This is a genomic window from Bacillus sp. 522_BSPC (assembly GCF_001076885.1).
GTDB lineage: Bacteria > Bacillota > Bacilli > Bacillales > Cytobacillaceae > Niallia > Niallia hominis.
On sequence record NZ_JVDT01000273.1, the window covers coordinates 1 to 20973 of the forward strand.

Annotated in this window: 16 protein-coding genes; 11 read left to right on the top strand and 5 right to left on the bottom strand. The window is 33.9% G+C overall.

Going from position 1 to position 20973, the window contains the following annotated elements; genetic code table 11:
• Positions 1-351, top strand: a 351-nt coding sequence (locus ADJ83_RS22860; RefSeq protein WP_048718256.1) for an IS4 family transposase, incomplete at its 5' end; no start/stop codon positions are given.
• 267 nt (positions 352-618) lie between these two features.
• Here ADJ83_RS22860 and putP read toward each other — a convergent pair.
• The 5 genes from putP to ADJ83_RS22880 form a co-directional block, all read right to left on the bottom strand.
• Positions 619-2088 (bottom strand): sodium/proline symporter PutP, encoded by a 1470-nt coding sequence (putP, locus tag ADJ83_RS22865; RefSeq protein ID WP_031537295.1) that lies wholly within the window; start codon positions 2086-2088, stop codon positions 619-621.
• A gap of 282 nt (positions 2089-2370) precedes the next feature.
• Positions 2371-2667, bottom strand: a complete 297-nt coding sequence (locus ADJ83_RS22870) for a hypothetical protein (RefSeq protein ID WP_031537293.1) — start codon at positions 2665-2667, stop codon at positions 2371-2373.
• Between the two features lie 180 nt (positions 2668-2847).
• Positions 2848-3927, bottom strand: a complete 1080-nt coding sequence (locus ADJ83_RS22875; protein WP_031537292.1) for a metallophosphoesterase — start codon at positions 3925-3927, stop codon at positions 2848-2850.
• Positions 3928-4150: 223 nt separating this feature from the next.
• Complete coding sequence (locus tag ADJ83_RS25120) at positions 4151-4372, bottom strand: hypothetical protein (RefSeq protein ID WP_081836625.1); 222 nt, start codon at positions 4370-4372, stop codon at positions 4151-4153.
• 237 nt (positions 4373-4609) lie between these two features.
• Positions 4610-4840: a hypothetical protein gene (locus ADJ83_RS22880; RefSeq protein ID WP_031537291.1), complete on the bottom strand. Its 231-nt coding sequence runs from the start codon at positions 4838-4840 to the stop codon at positions 4610-4612.
• A 316-nt stretch (positions 4841-5156) separates the two neighbouring features.
• Between ADJ83_RS22880 and ADJ83_RS22885 the strand changes: the two genes are divergently transcribed.
• The 10 genes from ADJ83_RS22885 to ADJ83_RS22930 all read left to right on the top strand — a co-directional run bounded on the left by ADJ83_RS22885 (position 5157) and on the right by ADJ83_RS22930 (position 20955).
• Positions 5157-7817 carry a YhgE/Pip domain-containing protein gene (locus tag ADJ83_RS22885; protein ID WP_031537289.1) on the top strand — a complete coding sequence of 887 codons (2661 nt, stop codon included), beginning with the start codon at positions 5157-5159 and terminating at the stop codon, positions 7815-7817.
• 219 nt (positions 7818-8036) lie between these two features.
• Positions 8037-9650 (top strand): lactate permease LctP family transporter, encoded by a 1614-nt coding sequence (locus ADJ83_RS22890; RefSeq protein WP_031537288.1) that lies wholly within the window; start codon positions 8037-8039, stop codon positions 9648-9650.
• 533 nt (positions 9651-10183) lie between these two features.
• Positions 10184-11848 (top strand): sugar ABC transporter substrate-binding protein, encoded by a 1665-nt coding sequence (locus tag ADJ83_RS22895; RefSeq protein ID WP_031537286.1) that lies wholly within the window; start codon positions 10184-10186, stop codon positions 11846-11848.
• A 119-nt stretch (positions 11849-11967) separates the two neighbouring features.
• Complete coding sequence (locus tag ADJ83_RS22900; protein WP_031537285.1) at positions 11968-12924, top strand: ABC transporter permease; 957 nt, start codon at positions 11968-11970, stop codon at positions 12922-12924.
• Positions 12925-12939: 15 nt separating this feature from the next.
• A complete protein-coding gene (locus tag ADJ83_RS22905) occupies positions 12940-13821 on the top strand; it encodes a carbohydrate ABC transporter permease (RefSeq protein WP_031537283.1) in 882 nt (293 codons plus the stop codon).
• Between the two features lie 69 nt (positions 13822-13890).
• On the top strand, positions 13891-15021 hold the full coding sequence (locus ADJ83_RS22910) for a glycosyl hydrolase family 8 (protein ID WP_031537282.1): 1131 nt from the start codon (positions 13891-13893) through the stop codon (positions 15019-15021).
• A 29-nt stretch (positions 15022-15050) separates the two neighbouring features.
• Positions 15051-16631, top strand: a complete 1581-nt coding sequence (locus ADJ83_RS22915; protein WP_031537281.1) for a glycoside hydrolase family 43 protein — start codon at positions 15051-15053, stop codon at positions 16629-16631.
• On the top strand, positions 16628-17233 hold the full coding sequence (locus ADJ83_RS22920; protein WP_031537280.1) for a YesL family protein: 606 nt from the start codon (positions 16628-16630) through the stop codon (positions 17231-17233). Before ADJ83_RS22915 ends, ADJ83_RS22920 begins: the two co-directional genes overlap by 4 nt.
• Before the next feature lie 241 nt (positions 17234-17474).
• Positions 17475-19250: a sensor histidine kinase gene (locus ADJ83_RS22925; RefSeq protein WP_081836622.1), complete on the top strand. Its 1776-nt coding sequence runs from the start codon at positions 17475-17477 to the stop codon at positions 19248-19250.
• A gap of 109 nt (positions 19251-19359) precedes the next feature.
• Positions 19360-20955, top strand: coding sequence for a response regulator (locus ADJ83_RS22930; RefSeq protein WP_160314272.1), 1596 nt, complete (start codon positions 19360-19362; stop codon positions 20953-20955).
• Positions 20956-20973: the final 18 nt, after the last annotated feature.

Below are 20973 nucleotides of genomic sequence, written 5' to 3' on the forward strand. Positions count from 1 at the left end.
CGTCGACTGAAATTACTTGATACAAAAGGCAAAGAGCTAACCTTACTAACGAATCGATTTGATTTAAGTGCAGATGAAATCGCCGAAATCTATAAATCACGTTGGGCGATTGAACTCTTTTTCAAATGGATGAAACAACATTTGAATATCAAAAAGTTCTATGGTCATAGTGAACAGGCTGTACACAATCAAGTGTATATAGCAATGATTGTATACTGTTTGAACGTATTGGCCCAGTTGAACACGAATAGCGATCGAAGTTATCTACAAATTAGCCGCTATTTAAAAGCAGCTTTATGGAAATCCGCAAACATTTGGTTACGCAAAATCAAAGGAAAGTGCGTGCCATAAGGGCTGTAACANTCGTTGTTGGATAAGTCACAGGTTATAGTAAAAAAATGGATGTTTACTACCTTAGTTTTGATGTTTTCATTTTTTCTTAAAAATATAGAAAACACAAAACTGAAAATTCAGAACTTATTTATGCGACACTAGTGATATTCATAACCTTATTATATTATCTTTGATATTACTAGTGTTTTGTAAGGTTTTTTAACATTTTTTCAGTAGGGGAAATAAATGGACGGTTCTTCCAAAGAGGAAGAACCGTCACAATGCTTACTTTTCCATCACATTTTCCATCTGATGATATTGCTCTTCTATTTCTTTTGATGGCTTTTCAGTTGCTAAGCTGACTAGTATGACTGCAATGGTGCTTAATAGGAAGCCGGGAATCATTTCATAAAGTGTTTCTTGTAAGACGGAAATATTTGCCCAGATGAGAACCGTTACAGCTCCCACAAGCATTCCTGCTAAAGCTCCCCATTTTGTCATCCTCTTCCAATGTAAACTTAACAAGATTACAGGACCAAATGCTGAACCGAAGCCTGCCCATGCGTAACCAACCAGTCCTAAAATCGTATCATTTGGGTTGATAGAAAGAGAGATTCCAACCAATGCTACAATCAATACAGTTATACGTCCAATAAGAACAAGTTCCTTATCGCTAGCATCTCGACGGAAAAATGTCTTGTAAAAATCTTCTGTTAACGAACTAGCAGTTACCAGTAGCTGAGAAGAAATGGTACTCATGATAGCAGCTAGAATTGCAGCTAATAAAAATCCAGTAATCAATGGATGAAATAGAATAGTAGAAAAAGCAATAAAAACTGTTTCAGGATCGGCTAACTCCTGTCCTTGAATAGAGTAATAGGCAATCCCAATAAGACCAGTCAACATGGCACCAATGATAGAAACAATCATCCATCCCATACCAATTCGACGTGCTGTCTTTAATTGTTTAATACTACCTATAGCCATAAATCGAACAATGATATGTGGTTGCCCAAAGTAACCTAAACCCCATGCTAATAAAGATAGTATTCCTAAAAAGGAGGTTCCTTTAAAAAAGTCTAAGAGGGAAGGATCCACATTTTTAATTTCTTGAAAGGTATCCTGTACGCCACCTATATCTGTAAAAGCTACAACAGGAACTAATATGAGCGCAATAAACATAATGACACCTTGAATAAAATCAGTCATGCTTACTGCTAAAAATCCGCCGAATAAAGTATAGGCAACAACAACCCCAGCTGTTATAAATAAGCCTACTTTATAGTCGGTATTAAAAGAGCTTTCAAACAATCGGCCACCAGCCACAAGGCCTGATGATGTATAAAGAGTAAAAAAGATTAAAATAACGAGCGCTGAAACAGAACGGAGTATTTTCGAATAATCATTAAAGCGATTTTCTAAAAAATCTGGAATGGTAATAGAATCGTTCGCCACTTCTGTATAAGTGCGAAGTCGTGGGGCAATGATTAGATAGTTTAAATAAGCACCAATTGTTAATCCGATTGCTAACCATAAGCTTGAAATTCCAGAAGCGTACATCGCACCTGGTAATCCCATTAACATCCAACCACTCATATCAGAAGCGCCTGCAGACAATGCAGTTACAGCCGGCCCAAGACCACGCCCTCCTAACATATAATCATTCAAATCAGATGTTTTTTTATACGAATAATAACCGATTAACAACATACCTACTAAATAAATTCCTAAAGAAATAAATACTTCTACCTGCACCAAATCTCTCCCTTACAAATTATAAGTCTTGAATACTAAAGTGTTGACAGCTGTCTTTTGTATTCTTGTATCTGATACATTTACCTACCTTAACAACAATTGAAAAAGCTTGCAAGGAAGAATAGGCATCTAGCCAAACTAAAAAATGGCGATGATTCCCAGCATTTTAATAATGAAAACGCATTCATAAATAATTATATTTCTAATATTCAGAAATTAATTAGAAGGACGACTTTGCTTTTTGAAAAACTGGAAGGGGGGAGAATTGTCCCTACCTGTCCATCAAAAAGCATCCGGATATTCTTCTTGGAAATATTGCAAAAGGGCAGACTGATTTTTTTGAAATGCTATGCAAAGCTGCTGGCCTAATGGTACGGGTAAAATCTTTTTCTGGCAAAATGGACAGATAGCCTTTTCCTTAAATACATGTTTTACGTTTATAGGAAAAGGATTTTTGGAATTACCAATTAGAAATTGATAATTATGATTGCTAACGCGAAATAATATCTCCATTCCGTCAAAGCTATTGGATGGATAAATAGTAATTGCTTCAATAGGTAGTTCTCGAATCACTAGCATAAATAAATTCCGCCTTTATTGTATAGACTTTTGATATAATTAAACTATACCATTAATTGATAGCGTATTCAATTATCGGAAATGGAACATCCCCTAAAAAACCTTTTCTGATAATGCATTGGGTTCTCGATAAAATCTACTGCGTTTTTCAAAATAAAAAAGAGAGCGGATATCCGCTCCTTATAAACAATCTTTCGTTATCCATCCTAGCATGCCATCTTTTTTTATCAATGTGTATCCTGTGCAAGTGTCATCAATAATGGATACATGATCATCTTTATGTACGGTAAGCTGAGCACAGGATACGTCCGTTTTTACTTGGTATTTTCCATCGTTAAGTAGGTGAATGTATTCGTTTTTCACAAAAATGACGCGATTTGTCTCTAACTGCTTGCATTGTGTAAAGTAATCATTTTTTGCTAATGGCTGAATAGAGTAATAGGGATAATTAATCGCACCAAACTTAGTAGAATCGGCATAAAAGTCTTGGCGGACTTTCCTAGTAGGGAAATGGTCAACATATGTATAAGAAAGTGTATCTCCTTCTATCATTAATGCATTTAGCTGTCCAGTTGGTTTCACCATATTTCCACCGTCAATGGCGATTATTTTTTTGTCCTCATTAATAATTGGATTGTCAGAAGGAAACTCAGTTGAATAGTTTACAACTGGCCAATGTCCAACAACAACGTATTTATTCGCTTGATGGTTCTTTTCTAAAAAAGAAGGAATCGAAATGGCGAGTTCTCTATCTGTTTCCTGCCAATTGTTGATATTCTCTAAGCCTGCATGAACAAAGATAAAGTGTTCTGTTTCAATAGCGGTGTGGAGATTTACCAGCCAATCGATTTCATGGCTAAAATGTTTCATTAGTAGCTGTTTTATTTCTTGAACTGTTGTTTGCTCTGTAATAATAAAATCTAGTTCTTCCAACCACTCATTTACGAGAGAATGTTTTTGTCTTGCAAGATATTTTAATAGAGCAGGATTCTCATTCAAAAGTTCCTCTATCAACGCATCGCAGTTTCCCTCTGTTACATAGACATTTGGATGATTACTAGAAAGGTCCATAATATAACGAATCACTTCTTTACTACTAGGTCCTTTTTCACACATATCTCCATTTATCATTAAGTAATCATCTTGACGATAATTCACTTTATGTAGGAGCTTTTTTAATAGATTGACTTCTCCATGTATATCGGAAATAACGATGATACGCTGGTGATTTGGAATGGCTATTTTCTTTATTTTTTCCACTGTAATAAAACTCCTTCCATTTATTTCTATTGATAGAATTGTTTGAATTTACTATATGATCATTATATAAATGAAGACATGAGATAGATAGTATTTTTAAAAGAGAGTAGTTTCTCCTTCAAAAAAGGTAGTATATTTTAATCACTTGCTTGATTAAGTTCGAGTAAATGACTTTAGTCAAAAAAAAACCACAAATCGGCTAATTTTGTGGTGTCAAAGAAATTTATTTTTCCTTAATGAAATTCGTAATCTTGTTCTGCAAATTTCCGATACTTGTATAAATAATATAATTATCTGTTTTGGTATGTATGATGACCCTGTCTGTGTTTCCATAAGGAAAACCAATTCTTATTCCGGTTATTTCTTTCCCAGCATATGTTTCGTCATTTGCTACTGCTGTAATGTCTGATAAGGGAATTTCAATGGTGCTTAGTTGCCATTTTATGTGTAAATGGTCGTTGTGTTTTTTACCTTAACTTCCAACATTGCCCTATCACTCCTTTTAACGATGTTTACGGATTTTATTGGGAAAAGTTTCAAAAAAACTAGGGAAGGAGAATTAGAAGAGTGAGAGAACAGCTGGAGCGGAAGCGAGTTCAAATGAAATGCTATTTTCTTCTATTATAATAGAAAAAGGCAATTCTCCTGCTCCCAAAATGGATGCAAAAGAACCGCCTTGCTATTAATCTTCCCAAGCACGATAATCGTGCCTTGTCTCCATATCTTTTAGTCCCTGTTGAAACATCACTTCCATCGCTATTCCCTCCATTGAAAATAATATCGTACTATCTCCTTGTCCTACATTAATAAGGTGTACCTGCAGCTTATTAGCAGCAGATGCAGGTGATACAAAAACAGTAGATAGAAGTAAGATAAATACTGGCAATAATGATTTTAGTTTTTCCATATACATTCTATTCCTCTTTATGCCAAGAAGAAATATAGCATTATTTAAAAGGGAATGTAGAAAAAAATACCAAAATAAAAACAAAGGGATGATACTTTCTAATTATTTTTTGTGAGGCAAAAGAACTTATGGTGACAAGGCAGAAAAGAGGGGACCTGGCAAGCTTGTTTTAGAGATTCATGCAGTAGCAGAAAACAAAAGAGCAATTTATTTTAAGCCGGTCAAATTTCAAATGTATCGAATTATTCTTCTATTTAATTATGAATGGTATTATAATCATTTCCATACAATAAATTAAGTTTTAACAAAGGTGGTCTGTTTTTTGAAGAATGCATTTACTATTTATCGAAATGATTGGATTCGTATTTTTAAAGCTCCAGTAGCTGCTTTTTTAATAGTGGCTCTTATGATTTTGCCTTCTCTTTACGCATGGTTTAATTTGAAAGCTTCATGGGATCCATATTCCAATACGAGTGGGATTAAAATTGCTGTGACAAGTGAAGATGATGGAGCGGTTATTCGCGATAATTCTGTCAATATTGGTGATGAAATTGTAGCGAGCTTAAAGGAAAATAATAAGCTTGGCTGGGAATTTGTAAGTAAAGAAAAAGCGAAGCAGGGGGTTAGGCAAGGAGACTATTATGCAAGCCTATACATACCAGATGATTTTTCTGCTAAAATTGCCACGATTTTAGATGACAAACAAGTAAAGCCTGAAATTGACTATAGTGTTAACGAAAAATTAAACGCAATCGCGCCAAAAATGACATCAACTGGTGCTTCTACCATTGTACAACAAGTGAAAGAAAACTTTATACATACCGTAAGTGAGTCTGTTTTGAGTGTTTTTAATGACGCTGGAATTAAACTGGAAGAAGAATTGCCGACGATTCGAAATATAGAAGAGAAAATTTTTGCGTTAGAAAAAGAAGTTCCTAAAATAAATGAACTGGGAGAAAAGGTGGTAAAGCTTGAAAGTAAATTGCCGGAAATCAATAGACAAGCGCAAAAAATCTTAGCGTTAGAAGCTGCATTTCCGGAAATTAATGAAGCCAGTAAAAATATCCTGTTATTAGAAGAGAAGATTCCGGAACTAGAAAAGGTAGGAGAAGGTGTACTTCTATTACAGGAAAAGGCGCCAGAGATACAAAAACTAGGTGATCGAGTAACGGAGCTAGATGCTCACTTTGCTGATATTAGTGAAATGGTAACAAGTGCATTATCGAATGTAGAAGATATGCAATCCTTTCTTGAAACAGCAAGTGGTTCATTAGAGCAAATAGAGCAAGGGATAAATAATGGTAAGCAAATTGCAGACGTACTCCCAGCGTTTATGGAAGCAAATGGGCAAGCACTTGATGCTGTTGGTCCAGTTTATAAGCAAAATCTTCTGCTTTATCAAAAAACAGCTGATGCTGTTCATCAATTTGCAGCGTCAGTAAAGGCAGGAGCACTAACAGAAGAAGAAGTTTCAAAAACGGCATTGACTTTACAGGCACAAGTGCAAACAAGCATCGATAGTTTAACACGGTCGATTTCATTATTTACTACTCTAAACAGTGCAACCTCAAATGGAGAGGAAGCTTTATTAACAGAAATAGAAGACTTACAAGCATTGCAAGTAAATTTTCAGCAAGAAAAAGAGAAGCTTCAGACGATTAAGGCAGATGATGAGGAAGAAGCAAGCACTTTAATGGCATTATCACAAGAAGCAATAGAGCTTAGTACTACCCTCATAGATCGATATGATCAGCAAACAGAACCAGCGATTAATCGTACATTAGAAGGGATAAAGGATTCTGCGCAAAATGCAATGAATGATTTAGAAAGTGCACAAGAGAATATACCAAAGCTAGAAGAGATAATAAAAAATACAGAAGAGTCACTAACTTTCGCAAAGGAAGAATTATCCAAGCTAAACGCTAATTTACCTAAAATAGAAAAAGAAATTCATGAAGCGACAAATCTAATACAGGAAAATATGGATAAAGTTATGGAAGGTATTAATGACGCAGCAAATTTTTATAAAGATTCCTTTCCAGCTTTAAAGGAAAAGCTTCATGCAGCAGCAGACTTTGTTCGTGATGACCTTCCTGCGGCTGAAGAAGATATTTCTAAAGTGGCTGCATTTATTGAGAATGATTTGCCAAGAGTAGAAGATGCTGTTCATAAAGCAGCAGATATGGTCCAAAATGAACTGCCAAATTTAGAAGCTACATTGACTAAAACAGCAGATTCTATTCGGACTTTTGAAGATGAATACGATCTAAGTGAGATTATTTCTTTGTTGAAAAATGATATACAGCAAGAAAGTGACTTTATATCTGACCCTATTGTATTAAATGAAAATTCTCTGTTTCCAATTCCTAATTATGGTTCAGCGAATTCTCCTTTTTATACAACCTTAAGTTTATGGGTTGGTGCCTTATTGCTCATTTCTTTATTAAGAGTGGATGTTCGAAATCCTGAAGGCATGTACACGTCTAATCAAATATACTTTGGAAGATGGCTCACTTTTGTAACAATCGGATTATGTCAGAGTTTGATTGTTACACTAGGAGATATATTTATCTTAAAGGCATATGTAGCAGAACCAGTTGCATTTGTGTTGTTCAGCATGTTTATTAGCATAATATTTATGACTATTGTTTACACATTGGTTTCTGTTTTTGGCAATCTTGGCAAAGGATTAGCGATTATTTTTCTTGTGTTGCAGTTATCTGGTTCTGGCGGTACATTCCCTATTCAAGTTGCACCACCATTTTTCCAGACCATTAATCCCTTCCTGCCCTTTACACATGCTATTAATCTGTTAAGAGAAACAGTAGGCGGCATGGTGAAAGAAACAGTACTATTTTCAATTAGTATGCTTCTCGTTTTTAGTGCAATTGCCTTCATTATTGCTCTCTTTTTAAAAAAGCCATTGGAAAAAGGAACGAAAAAAATGACAGAAAAGGCAAAAGCAAGCGAGATTATTCATTAATAATATAACAAAATATAATACTGGGTTAGAGGACAAAAAATGCGTAAGGACTGTTTCATATTTCCAATTAGGAAATATGAAACAGTCCTTTTTGCTAATTGTAACGAATAATTAGGAAGCGATAAGGGAAAAAGAAGGAAGATATAAATTTTTAGTAAGAGTATTTACTCTAGTTTCCTTGCAAACTGTAGTTAATCGTGAAGGAGGAGAAAAAGTAAAATGACACCATGGAATCAAGTATATCACCCATTAAATAATTTATGGATTTCAGCATTGGTTGCTGCAATTCCCATCATAAGCTTTATCTTATTATTGACGGTGATGAAACTAAAAGGATATATCGCTGGTGCATATAGTATGGTTATTGCTGCATTAGTGGCTATTTTTCTTTATAAGATGCCAATAATCCTTGTGATAATGGCAGCTTTTTATGGAATCATAGCTGGCATATGGCCGGTAGCTTCTATCGTATTTGCTGCAATATTTCTTTATAAAATAACGGTTAAAACAGGAAAATTTAAAATAATTGAAAATAGTATTTCTTTTATCACTTCTGATCAACGATTACAAGTACTTATTGTAGCTTTCTCTTTTGGAGCATTTTTAGAAGGGGCTGCTGGTTTTGGAGCTCCAGTAGCTATTACAGCAGCAATTTTAGTAGGTTTAGGCTTTAGTCCTGTATATGCAGCAAGTCTCTGTTTAATCGCAAATATAGCTGGTGGTGCATTTGGAGCAATGGGAATCCCAGTTACCGTCCCTTCTATACTAACAGGGCTAGATAGCTTAATGGTTGGTAGATACACTGCAATGGTTATTCCGGCTATTAGTATACTTGTTGCGTTCTTATTAATAGGTATAATCGATGGATGGAAAGGAATGAAGCAAACTTTTCCTGCTATTTTAGTCAGTAGTATGTCATTTGCTTTCACACAGGCAGTGGTGCTTTACTTTGTTGGTGCTGCTTTAGCCGATATTTTTGCTGCGATTGTCAGTTTGATAGCTCTTGCATTATTTTTACAAGTCTGGCAGCCAAAAGAAATATATCGAATAAAAGAAGAAGGGGATTCGCAAAAAAAGAGCTATTCTTTCGGTTCCATTGCTTACGCGTGGTTGCCTTTTATTTTTTTAACGATTATTGTTACGTTATTTAATCTATCCATTGTAAAAGACTTATTTAGTCCGGGAGGTCCATTAGAAAAACTGGTTTTTTTACTTCCCATTCCATTTTTAAATAATAATGTTATAAAGTTACCTCCTATTGTTCCTGTGGAAACACCATATCCTGCAGTATTTAAATTTGATTTATTTTCATCAACAACTACGGCAATCCTTATAACTATTATAGTTGCATGCTTTCTTTTTAAATGTAGTAAACAGCTATTGGGAGAAACATTGACAGAAACTGCAAAAGAATTATTTTCTCCTGTACTAACAATATGTAGTGTGTTAGCTTTTGCTTATATTTGTACTTATTCGGGTATGTCTTCCACTCTTGGTTTGGCGTTTGCTTCTACTGGAAATATCTTCCCATTATTTTCTCCTGTTTTAGGTTGGTTAGGTGTATTTTTAACTGGTTCGGTTGTAAATAGTGGTTCGTTATTTGCACCATTGCAAGCCGTAACAGCATCTCAAATTGGGATAATTTCTGAAAAAATGGTTGCAGTGAATGTAATGGGCGGTACAATGGCAAAAATGATTTCTCCACAGTCTATTGCCGTTGCAGCTGCAGCAGTAGGACTTTCAGGACAAGAAAGTAAATTATTTAATATCACCATAAAATATAGCATCCTATTACTTGTGTTAATTGGCATAATTAGTTGGCTATTGTTTTAGGTTTAGGTGGTCGATATAAAAGTATTTCTGAGTTCTGGAATAAATAAGTGAGTGTTCTATAGAGAGAAGCTTTAGTTAATATACTTAATATGATTGCAATTTAAGACACAATTCTTAGTGGGAATTGTGTCTTTTTTTAGCTCTTTATAAACGTATCATTATCTTTTTCAATGGTAATATAGGAATTTGATGTGGGTAAAAATACAAATATTGCCTTTTTAGATAATGAATCATTCATCATTTTAACCATTATACAATCAAACTAAAGAGAAATATTATTAGAATGATGGGAACTATTACTAGTTGGAGTTCAAAAAAATAAGACAAATTAAATATATCCCCCAAAATTAGTAAAATCTCTATAGAATGTATGGATGAAAATAACGCTTACATTTGTTATGGTAAGAATGTAAAGAAAGCGTTTTCTTTATGATTGGGAAAAGGAGGAGGATAAGAAAGTCCTATTTTTTATTTTATCTGAATGAAAGTCTTTATTAATTTTATTGTCTGAAATTTTATATGGGGGTGTAAAAATGAAGAAGATAATATCCGTTTTATCTGTATTTTTAATAGGTTTATTAGTGCTCTCAGGATGCGAATCTGATAAAGAAACATCATCTAATGTGGACGAAAATGGAATAAAGACCTTTACTGCATTTATGGCTGTTCCTGGTAAGGAATTGCCTGATGATAATAGAATGATGAATAAAATTGCTGAAAAAATAGGAGCAAAGGCAGATGTTACCTGGTTAACAGGACAAACAGCTTCTGAACGAATCGGTGTAATGATTGCAGGAGGAGAATATCCTGATTTCATTGATGGTTCAGATGGTACAGCCGCGTTAATTAATGCTGGTGCATTAATTCCATTAGAAGACTATCTAGACGATTATCCAAATATTAAAAATTTGTATACAGATGCTCAATGGAATCAAATTAGAAATGAAGATGGTCATATCTACATTATTCCTCAATTCGGTATCGTCAAAGGGGAAAATATGGCTGTACAACATAATGATGAAGCATTTTGGATCCAAAAACGTATTTTGGAATGGGCTGATTATCCAGAAATAACCACTTTAGATGAATATTTTGACCTTATTGAAAGCTATTTGAAAGAAAATCCTACTTTGGATGATGGACAGAAGAATATTGGCTTTTCTATTTTATCTGATGATTGGAGATATTTCTGTTTAGAAAACCCACCGCAATTTTTAGCTGGATATCCTAATGATGGAGCTGCCGTTATTGATCCTGTAACAAAGGAAGCAAAAGTTTATGATAAGATCCCTGAAGCAAAAGAATATTACAAAATACTTAGTGAGAAATTTGCGAATGGAATAATTGATCCAGAGACTTTTACGATGTCTTATGACCAATATATTGCAAAAATTTCTTCTGGGCGTGTATTGGGAATGGTTGATCAACATTGGCAATTCCAGGATGCTGAAAATTCACTTAAGTCACAAGGGTTAGATGAGCTTACTTATGTTCCCCTTGATTTAGTTTTAGATGAAAGTGTTACACCACAATATTTTAGCCCACCAACATTAAATGTTGCAAATGGTCTTGGTATTAGCATTAGTAATAAGGATGTGGAAGGCTCTCTGAAGTTCTTAAATGAGTTACTTGATCCAGAGGTAATGGTTATGAGAACCTGGGGAGAAGAAGGTGTTGATTATGAAGTAGATGATAAAGGAGTATTCTATCGTACAGAAGAGCAACGTAATAACGCAAAAGATCAGAATTATGTAACAAATAATTTTTCTGATTATAATTATTTCCCAACTTACGGTGGAATGATGGAAGACGGAATCAATGCTGTTTCACCTGGGGAGCAACCAGATGAATTCTATGCCACTTTATCTGATTTGGATAGAAAGATTCTAGATGCTTATGGCTATAAAAAATGGACGGATTTCTTAACACCAGTGGAGGAAAATGCACCTTGGTATCCGATCTATTCAGCAACTAATGGTTGGACTGCAAGCACACCAGAAGGAATTTCAAAAGAAAAAATGACGGAAGTAAAGCAACAGTGGTTACCGAAAGTTATTATGACATCACCAGATAAGTTTGAAAGTGCATGGAATGATTATATGGATGCTTATGATTCTCAAGTAGATGTTAAGGCATATGAAGATGCCTTAACGAAGGAAGTACAGCGAAGAATCGAAGTGGCTGAATCTACTAATTAAGAAATAAAAATATTAGATAACGAATTATTTGGGGATACGGCCTAGAATTTAGGGCGTTTTCCCAAATAATTCGTTTTAATGAAAGGTGCGTGTTAACGTTGCAGCAGGAGAAACCGGTGATGTTAGAATCTGTCGTTCAGCCATCTCCCAAAAAGGTAAGTTCATTAAAAAAACTATTTAAGAAATGTCGAGAACAAAAGGAATTAGTGTTACTGTCTATCCCTTTTGTTATTTATGCATTAATTTTTTATTACGCCCCCCTCAGTGGTTGGTTAATGGCTTTTCAAAATTATCGGCCAGGAAGAGGGATATTGGATCAAGAATGGGTGGGGTTAAGCAACTTTAAATTTCTTTTTTCCGATCCAACATTCATTCATGTAGTTCGTAATACGTTAGCAATGAGTATTATAAACCTTGTGCTAGGATTTGTTTTTTCAATTGGATTTGCCATTCTATTAAATGAAGTAAGAAATAAAACGGTCAAAAAGTTTATGCAAACCGTGTCATATCTTCCTCACTTTTTATCCTGGATTATCGTTACAGGAATTGTAATGGAAGTATTATCTCCTGAAACAGGAATTATCAATCAACTATTATTACTATTTGGAGTAATTGATACACCAATTAACTTTTTTGCAGACCCTAAATACTTCTGGTGGATTGTAGGCTTTGCGAATGTGTGGAAATCAACTGGATGGGGAAGTATCATTTATTTAGCAGCAATGGCATCCATTAATGATGAATTATATGAAGCTGCATCTATTGATGGAGCGAATCGCTTAAGAAAAATTTGGCATGTTACTTTGCCAGGTATTAAACCAACTATCTTTATACTCTTATTAATTAATATTGGAAATATATTGAATGCTGGATTTGAAGTTCAATATCTATTAGGAAATGGATTAGTTCAAGGAGTATCACAAACAATTGATATCTTTGTTTTAAAATATGGAATTAGCTTAAATAACTATTCTTTAGCTACAGCTGCTGGAATATTTAATGGGATAATTAGTCTTACCTTAATCTTTATTGCCAACCATTTAGCGAAAATGGCAGGAGAAGAAAGACTATTCTAAAGGAGGCTCGAAGCGATGAAAAAGGTCTATTATTCTGATGTTCTTTTTGATATACTCAAATGGATTTTTTTACTATTTTTTATTCTTGCAACACTTTACCCAATTTTAAACACGCTAGCAGTGTCCTTTAATGACGGATTAGATTCGATTAAAGGAGGAATTTACCTCTTTCCAAGAGAATTAACACTTGATAACTATATCACTGTATTCCAAAAAGATTCGCTTATTCAAGCTTCTATAATTACTGTTTCCCGAACAGTAATTGCCACCATCGTCCAATTATTTCTAACAGCTCTTTTAGCTTATATTTTAAGTAGAAAGGAATTTGTATTTAGAAAATCTATCACATTGCTTTATATCTTTACCATGTATTTAAATGCAGGTTTGATTCCCAATTATTTATTGATGGGTAAATTAGGATTGTTAAATAGTTTTTGGGTATATATCATCCCAGGAATGATCAGTGCATTTAACATGTTGGTCATCCGTACGTATATTAATGGATTACCAGAGAGTTTGGTGGAATCTGCCAAAATGGATGGGGCATCGCATTTTAGAATATTCATAAGTATTATAATGCCACTGTGCAAACCAGTTTTAGCAACTGTTGCATTATTTATAGCAGTATATCAATGGAATGCTTGGTTCGATGCCATGTTATATAACGGATTTAATGACAGATTGACCACATTACAATATGAATTAATGAAACTGCTTTCATCTGTGACGAGTCAAGGTGCAAATGTAGATTCTATGAAAAACTCGTCTTCAATGGTTACTCCTACGTCGATCCGAGCAGCTACTACAATTATTACCGCATTGCCGATTGTCTGTCTTTATCCATTCTTACAAAAGTATTTTATGAGTGGATTAACAATAGGTGGAGTAAAAGAATAATAGCTAAAAAAAGAAATAGTGGAGGTGACACTACTTGACTATCAGGGAGTGATAGTTCGGTAGATTAGTATGGGAAAAGCATTTCAAACTGGGGAATATACAAATTTATTTGCAAAATATGGTTATCAGGAACAGGAAATTAATGATCGTTTAGCACTGATTTGGCAAACATTATTTTTTGGAAAAGATGATGAACGTATTTATTATGAGACGGATAACGAGATGGGATATGTTGTGGACACAGGGAATAATGATGTTAGAACAGAAGGAATGTCCTATGCAATGATGCTAAGTGTGCAATTAGATCAAAAGGAAGTATTTGATCGATTGTGGAAATGGACGAAAACGTATATGTGGATGGATTCGGGAGTTCATGCAAACTATTTTGCTTGGTCTGTTTCACCTGAAGGAGTAAAAAATGCTTACGGTCCTGCTCCAGATGGAGAGGAATATTTTGCAATGGCTTTATTCTTTGCTTCCCATCGTTGGGGAGATGGCAGAGGAATTTTTCAATACTCTGAGCAAGCAAAAGATATTTTACACCATTGTATTCATAAAGGAGAAAACAATGATGGTTTTCCTATGTGGAATCCTGAAAATAAACTCATTAAATTTATTCCAGAAGTGGAATACTCTGATCCATCCTATCATTTGCCTCACTTTTACGAACTCTTTTCCATCTGGGCAAATGATGAGGACTGCGACTTTTGGAAGGAAGCTGCTGAAGCTAGTAGAAACTATTTATTAAAGGCGTGCCATCCTGCCACAGGTCTTACAGCAGAGTATGCTGATTATGATGGGAATCCTTATTATGACAGTGAGCATTTTCATTTTTACAGCGATTCGTATCGAGTGGCGGCTAATATTGGTCTTGATTATGAATGGTTTGGAAAAGAGGAAAAGCTAAGAATTTGTGTGGCAAATATCCAAAAGTTCTTTTGTGAAACAGTTAAAGGAGAAGTAGATTATGTCTACGCCATAGATGGAACAAAAGTAGAACAGAAGGTATTACATCCTGTAGGGTTATTGGCAACAAATGCTATGGCCTCACTTGCGACAGAGGGGAAATACGACTATGCAAGAGAATGTGTAGAAAAGCTATGGAACACACCTCTTAGAACAGGAAATCGCAGATATTATGATAACTTTCTTTATAGCTTTGCATTTTTAGCGTTAAGTGGAAATTTTAGAATTTGGTAAATTTATATAATAAGAAGGGATGATTAGTAGTGCAAACTTTTCAGAATCCGATTGTAAAAGGATTTTCGCCAGATCCATCTATTTGTGTTGTTGGAGACGATTATTATTTAGTAACTTCTACTTTTTCTTATTTTCCAGGTGTTCCAATCTATCATAGTAAGGATCTTGTTAATTGGGAACTGATTGGAAATATCTTAGAGCGAGAATCACAGCTTCCTTTAGCAGATGTTACGCATTCTCAAGGTATTTTTGCTCCATCCATCAGATACAATAATGGTACTTTCTATATGATAACAACAAATGTCCCAAAAGGCGGTAACTTTATTGTAACTGCCACTGATCCAAGAGGGCCATGGTCAGATCCATATTATTTAGATGGAGCAGAGGGAATCGATCCAAGTTTGTTTTTTGATACAGATGGAAAATGCTATTATGTGGGAACTAGACCTAATCCTAAGGGAGTTCGCTACAATGGGGATTGGGAGGTATGGCTACAGGAATTAGATCTATCTTCCATGAAATTAGTAGGAGTCAGTACAAAACTTTGGAAAGGCGCATTGCGGGATGCAATTTGGCCAGAAGGACCCCATTTATATAAACGGAACGGTTATTATTACTTAATGATTGCGGAAGGCGGTACTGGATTTGATCACTGTGTTACGATTGCAAGAAGTAAGAAAGTTGATGGTCCGTATATAGGGAATCCATGTAATCCAATTCTTACCCATAGGCACCTAGGAAGTAATTATCCTGTAAGGAATGTCGGACATGGCGACTTGGTTGAGGCATCTGATGGAAGCTGGTATATGACTTGTCTTGCTAGTCGTGTTTTTGAAGGATATAGCAATTTAGGAAGAGAAACCTTTTTAGCAGAGGTCATTTGGGAAAATGATTGGCCAGTAGTTAATCCAGGAGTAGGAAGGCTCGAGCAAGAGCAGGAGCACAAACTTCCACTTTCTCCAGTAGAATCGCTAAATCCACAAATTCAATTGGAACAACCTTTAGATAAGCGACTATTATTTTTAAGAAATCCGAATATGGAAAAGTACGCTTTTGATGAAAGAGATGGCTGGTTAAGAATATATGCTTCACAACATACGATTGCTGATATTGCGTCTCCTTCGTATATAGGTGTTAGACAACAATCAATGTGGTATACGCTTACAACTAAGCTTGATTTTGTCCCGCAGCATAATGGAGATGAAGCTGGGCTTGTGATTCTTCAAAATGATCGTTACTCTATTTGCTTTGTAGCGGGGTTATTTGATGGACAAAGAGAATTAAGAGTCATAACAAATTATGACGGGGAAGATAGGCTGGAGGCACGAGTAGTAGAGGACTCTAATAGTCTAATCTTAAACATTAAAGGTGATTGTCAAAATCTACATTTCTATTATTCTAAGGATGGAAAAGATATAGAAGTGGCAAAAAATATAGACGCACACTTCCTAAGCACGGAGATAGCAGGAGGGTTTGTTGGATGTACCATGGGAGTCTATGTTACTAGTAAAGTGGATGTAACAAACAGTTGTTATGCAGACTTTCAATGGTTGAAGCAAGTAAACATGGAAGCGGAATCACAGGAAACAAAAAAAGGTGAAACTGCATGAATAGATTAATGAATGGAATATACATGAGAAGATTGACGAAGATAGCCAATTTATTATATTTAAGCATTCTTTGGGCAGTTTTCTCCTTACCTATCATTACGATTGGAGCATCAACGGCTGCATTGTATTATGCAGCCCATCATGCTGTTAGAGAGGAAGAGGGATATATATTTCCGCAATTTTGGAAAGCGATGAAAAGTAGCTTTAAACAGGCTACTATTACTTGGTTGTTTTTTGCTACTGCTATTTCTGTGTTTTATTACAATAGCCTATTTTTAGGAGCACAGGCAAGTGGCGGTATAGTAGCTATAATAGGGCAAACATTTTTTCTTCTTCTTATTCCATTTTTATGTTGTTGTTTTATCTATGCTATTTCCTATATAGCAAGGTTTCACTCCCCATTAAAAATTGTTTGGAAAAATGCAGCTATATTAGCTATTAGCAATTTGCCTAGATCACTATTTTTTTTAATACTATTTGTGATTTTTATATTTAGTATATGGTTATTACCAATCTTAATTGTAATCCTTCCTGCTTTCTTCGCATATAATGTCGGTCGCTATATGGAAAAAATATTTTCTAGCTATTTGCTAGAGAAATAATAAGAGATTGATGCAAAAAAAAGGTAAAAGAAGTGATGATATAACTGAATATCATGGATTCATAGTAATGATGATTTTTATTGAAAAATCTCTATATTTTAATGGGAAAAGAATGGTAGAATATAGGTTATAGAAAGCGTTTACAATCAAGGTGTAAATATAATAGGTGCTATTGTTCATTATTACTTTTGATTGCAATAGATAGTAGCCTTTTTGCTTTGCATGATGTGTGGAGCTTGGTTTGGAAGGATGGGAAAAGAGCTTGCTTGCTTTGCTACTGAATAACATTAAAATAAGTAAAAAGATGTTTTTAATTTATCTATTAGCTGTCGTTATTCCTATCGTTCTTACCAATTTAATCATTATTCATTCCATTCGAGAAAATGAGAATATCCAACAAAATAAATTAATGGAAATTACGATAGAACGGATGAAATATCATCTTAACGAAAGCCTAAATGAGATTACGGAAGTATCGAATTATATTAGTAGAGACATGAAGATTAATGAATTTCTTCAGAAAAAATATAAGGATAATGTAGATTATTATAGTAACTATATATCTCTTATTCAAGAAAATATAATTAATAGTTTTTATGTATCTCAAGCTTTGGAAAGTATAGAAATATATACTACTAATCCAACTATTGTTAACGGTGGGGTTTTTTGGGATTTGCGAGCGGTCGAGAACACGGATTGGTATAAAATATACAAAGAAAATAACCAAAACATGATTTTATATCCTTATTATGAGGAAAATAAGCAGTTCCCTCCAAAGTTAGAATCAAGTCGAACGATTAGTTTTATTAGAGAATTACCAAATGGGAACAATGGATATAAAAGTATTGTAAAAATAAATATTAATTATTATCGATTATTAGCAAATATCAAAAATGAAGATCTAAGTAATACTATTGTAATAGCCTATAAGGATCAGATTATATTTAGCAATCATGGTTCGGAGAATAAGAATGCAATGTTTCGTCCATTAGAATCAAATGAAAAGCCTGCCTTTAATCTATCCGATTCATTTCTAGCGATTAATGATCGGTGGGATATCTATATATCTAACAATCAAACGAATATTTTTGATTTAATTGAAAACAAGAAAACTGTACTCCTTGTGTTAATCATCTTCAATTTTTTGTTTCCCACACTTATTATTTTGCTCATTAATAAATCGTTTCAAGATAGAATTGCTCTCACGGAACAACACTTATTAAAAGTAGAAAAAGGGATATTCGAAAGAATAAATATCAATGAAGGAAAGGATGAAATAGGTGATTTAATACGGAGTTATAATTTCATGGTGGTGAAGATTGATGAATTATTAGGTGAAGTATATAAGAAAGAAAGAGAACAGCAGAAAATAGAGCTAGCCAAAACGAAAGCGGAGTTGAATGCTCTTCAAAGCCAAGTAAACCCACATTTTCTATATAATACACTAGATAGTATTCGCATGAGGAATTTATTAAATGGTGATAAAGAAAGTGCAACTGTTATTAATGAATTAGCACTCCTTTTTAGAAGAATGACGAAATGGAGCGATTCTTATTTTGTTACTGTAGAGGAAGAAATAGCATATGTACAAAGATACTTGAATATTCAAAAATATCGTTTTGTAGATAGATTGAATTTTTCCATCTATGTGGAAGAAGAGTGTAAGGCGTATTATATTCCAAAGATGCTGATATTAACGTTTGTGGAGAATGCTTGTATTCATGGAATTGAGAAAAAGAAAGATGGCGGGGAAATTAGTATTATCGTCTCTAAACAAGACGAAGCTATTTATATAGAAATTTTAGATAGTGGAATTGGTATGGATGAAAAGAGATTAATGAAAATAAAAGAAAGTCTGGAGAAAAATGATATAACAACATCCAATTGGGAAGAAAGCACAGGGATTTTAAATGCGTATTTACGCTTGAAAATGCATTATCAACAGGAGGTAGAATTAGTAATGGAAAGTCAGATGTATAATGGTACCGAAGTATGTATTAAGCTACCAATTATATAGAAAATCTCTCATAATGAATTGGAAGGTATCGTATTGGGAGCTTCTAGGGATTCATTGTTTCTTTCACAATCCAGTTGGCATGCGAAAGATCATTTTAGGAGGAATGATAATGTTAAAAGTCCTTATTGTTGATGATGAACCATATATTCGAGAAGGAATTAAAGTCATGATTGACTGGGGGAACTACGGTTTTGAAATTTGTTATGAAGCAGGAAATGGAGAAGATGCTCTTCAAATTATTTTAGACCATGAACTTGACATTGTTTTGACTGACATAAAAATGCCTGTTATGAGTGGGCTAGAATTAATTAAACAGGTAAAGAAAAGCGTTGATAAGGAGATACGATTTGTAATCTTAAGTGGATTTTATGAATTTGAATATGCAAAGAAAGCGATTCAATATAAGGTCACAGATTACTTGCTAAAGCCAATACAGGAAAAAGAGTTAATTGATTTACTAGAAACGATTAATAAAGGATTTATGTTACTAAAGAGAAAAGAAAAAGAGGAAGAGAAAAAGAATAAAGCAATTGTTGATTATCATATGAAAAATATCTTATATGATAAATTTACATCAAAGGATATTGAATTTATCAAGGGTAGACATGGGGAATTTAAAAACTACACCTTTATTAATATGGATGTCGTGCCTGAAAATAAACAGGAACGTGTTACAGTAGAACAAAAAAAGAAATGGAGAGATAGGTTATATAGTGTATTAGAAAATATGGTACAGGAAGAGAATTTTCTTATTCTTTATGATATAGAAAATACAAATATGGAATTCTCGGTAAGCGTTATATGGCAATGCTTACGTTCAGAGGTCTATAGAACGAATTATCTAGCAAAACTTCAAAAAAAATTAATGAGTGAAGTGCCGTTCAAGGTGAAAATATATATTGGAAGTACAGTAGAAAATATAGAAGACATTAACGCTTCCTATAATAATGTAGTTTTAGGAAAAGAATATGAATATTTTTATTGTGCAGATAAAGAAATAATCGATTGCAAGAAATTACCTACCTTTTCTTTAGAGCAATATCACTTGTCCCAAAAATGGATAAATCAATATATTAATAGCATTACTGAAAATAATGAACAAAGAATAAAAAGTGTTATTGAGCAAATATACGATAAATTTCATCAGAAATGTTTACATCCTCAATTGATAAAAAACAATCTAACTCTATTAATTTACCAACTATCAGACTTATGGAATAAGAATAGCAATAAGCATTTTTCTGATGATGAATACTCCCTCTTTATTCATGATCAGAAAAATCTGTTATCAGGGAAAATTTCGATGGATGAGTTTTTAACCTACTCCTTAACTTTTGCCCATTATTTATATAGTATCAAGAATTCCTCTTCTAAAGATATCTTAGTGAAAATCGAACAGGATATTGAAGAGTGTTATATGGAAAAGTTAAGTTTGAGGAAATTAGGAGATAAATATAATATAAACAGTGTATATTTAGGTCAATTATTTAGTAAGAAGTATGGGATAGCGTTTAAAGACTATCTAAATGAATATAGAATAGAAAAGGCATGTCAGCTATTAGAACAAACAGATGATCGGATTTATCAAATAGCAACTAATATAGGCTTCCAAAATCCAGATTACTTTATAAAAAAATTTCTACAAGTTAAGAAGGTAACGCCTCGAAAGTATCGTCTTCAGGGCAGGAAGGTTAAGGAGGCATAATGAAAAAAAGTATAAACC